Annotated in this window: 3 protein-coding genes; all 3 read left to right on the forward strand. The window is 62.6% G+C overall.

The annotated features are described in order from the left end of the window. Positions 1–445, forward strand: a 445-nt coding sequence (locus VIW95_RS15475) for a squalene/phytoene synthase family protein (protein WP_331588148.1), incomplete at its 5' end; no start/stop codon positions are given. Beyond that, on the forward strand, positions 426–1,349 hold the full coding sequence (gene hpnD / locus VIW95_RS15480) for a presqualene diphosphate synthase HpnD (protein WP_331588150.1): 924 nt from the start codon (positions 426–428) through the stop codon (positions 1,347–1,349). The genes VIW95_RS15475 and hpnD, both read left to right, overlap by 20 nt. Next, on the forward strand, positions 1,350–1,613 hold a 264-nt coding region (locus tag VIW95_RS15485; protein ID WP_331588153.1), incomplete at its 3' end, for an FAD-dependent oxidoreductase.

Here is a 1,613-nt window from a genome sequence, read left to right on the forward strand (position 1 = left end):
GGTGCTCTATTTGTTTGGCTATCGCGACGCCGAACGGCAGCATCTGTCGGACCTGGTCTGCACAGGATTGCAGCTCGCGAATTTCTGGCAGGACGTCGCGATCGATCTCGACAAGGGACGAATTTATTTTCCGCGCCGCGACATGGAACGATTCGGCGTGACGCCGGCCGACCTAGCCGCGAATACGTCTTCGCGCGAGTTCATCGATTTGATGCGCCATGAAGTGGGAGTTGCGCGCGCGATGCTGGTTGAGGGAGGGGAATTGCACAAGCGCGTGGACCAGCGGCTGCGGCGGGACATCGTGATGTTCGCGGGCGGCGGGCTGGCGATATTGCGCGCGATCGATCGCGTCAACTACGAGGTGTTCCGGAGGCGTCCGGAACTCGCGAAACTCGACTACCTGAAACTTGGATGGAGCGCTCTGCGTGGACGACTTGAAGCCTGAGGGCGGCGCCTCCGGCCTTGAAGAGGCAAGCGGCCGCGGCGGCGCGTCGCTCGACGCCGACTACGAACGCTGTGCGCAGGTCACCCGGCGCTCGCGGTCGAGTTTCTACTACGCGTTCATTTTGCTGCCGCCTGAGCGGCGCCGCGGGCTCTACGCCGTATATGCATTCTGCCGTTTCATCGACGATATCGCCGACGACGAATCGATTCGCGAGCCGGCGCTATTGCTCAAGCGATGGCGCGAGGAACTTGAGCGCGTATATTCAGGCGCGCCGACGCGCGCGCTCTCTCGCGCGCTCGCCGACAGCGCGCGACGATTCAAGATTCCGCGCGAGCTGTTCGAGGAAATCATCAACGGCGTTGAGATGGACCTCTCGCGCAAGCGCTATCAAACCTGGGACGAGCTGCGGCCGTACTGCTATCGCGTCGCGTCGGCGCTGGGTCTCATTTGCATCGAGATTTTCGGCTATCGCAATCCGGCGGCGAAGCTGTACGCGGAGAACCTCGGACTTGCGCTTCAGCTAACCAACATTCTGCGTGACGTGCGCGAGGACGCCGAGCGCGGCCGGATTTATCTGCCGCTGGAAGACCTTGCGCGCTTCAACGTGAGCGAGCAGGAAATTCTCGGCGGCGTGTACTCGCCTAACTTCGTCAACCTGATGGACTTCGAGGCGAGACGCGCGCGGGAACTTTACGCATTGGCGCAGAGCGAACTCGCGCTGGAAGATCGCGCGACACTGCTGACGGCAGAGGCCATGCGGCTCATCTACGCCGCCCTGCTCGAACGAATCATCAAATCGAACTATCGCGTGCTCGACCGCCGCCACAGCCTTTCTGCTCCGCACAAGCTGTACTTGGTCGGCCGCGCATGGGCAGAGGGGCGCTTCAGCTCGCTGCGCGGATAGATGGCATCGGCGGCGAAAGATGCAGTCGTGATCGGCGCCGGATTCGCGGGACTCAGCGCGGCGGTCGCGCTAGCGGAGCATGGCGTGCGGGTCACGGTGCTCGAAGGGAAACCGGCGCTCGGCGGGCGCGCGTATTCGTTCGCCGATCCGGACACTGGAGATTTCGTCGACAACGGACAGCACGTACTGATGGGTTGTTACGGTGAGACGCTCGATTTCCTCAAGCGGATTGGCGCCGACGACCAGTTGGTGTTTCACGAGGAC

The organism is Binatus sp. (SeqCode) (assembly GCF_036522015.1).
In the GTDB taxonomy this organism is placed as follows: Bacteria; Desulfobacterota; Binatia; order Binatales; family Binataceae; genus Binatus.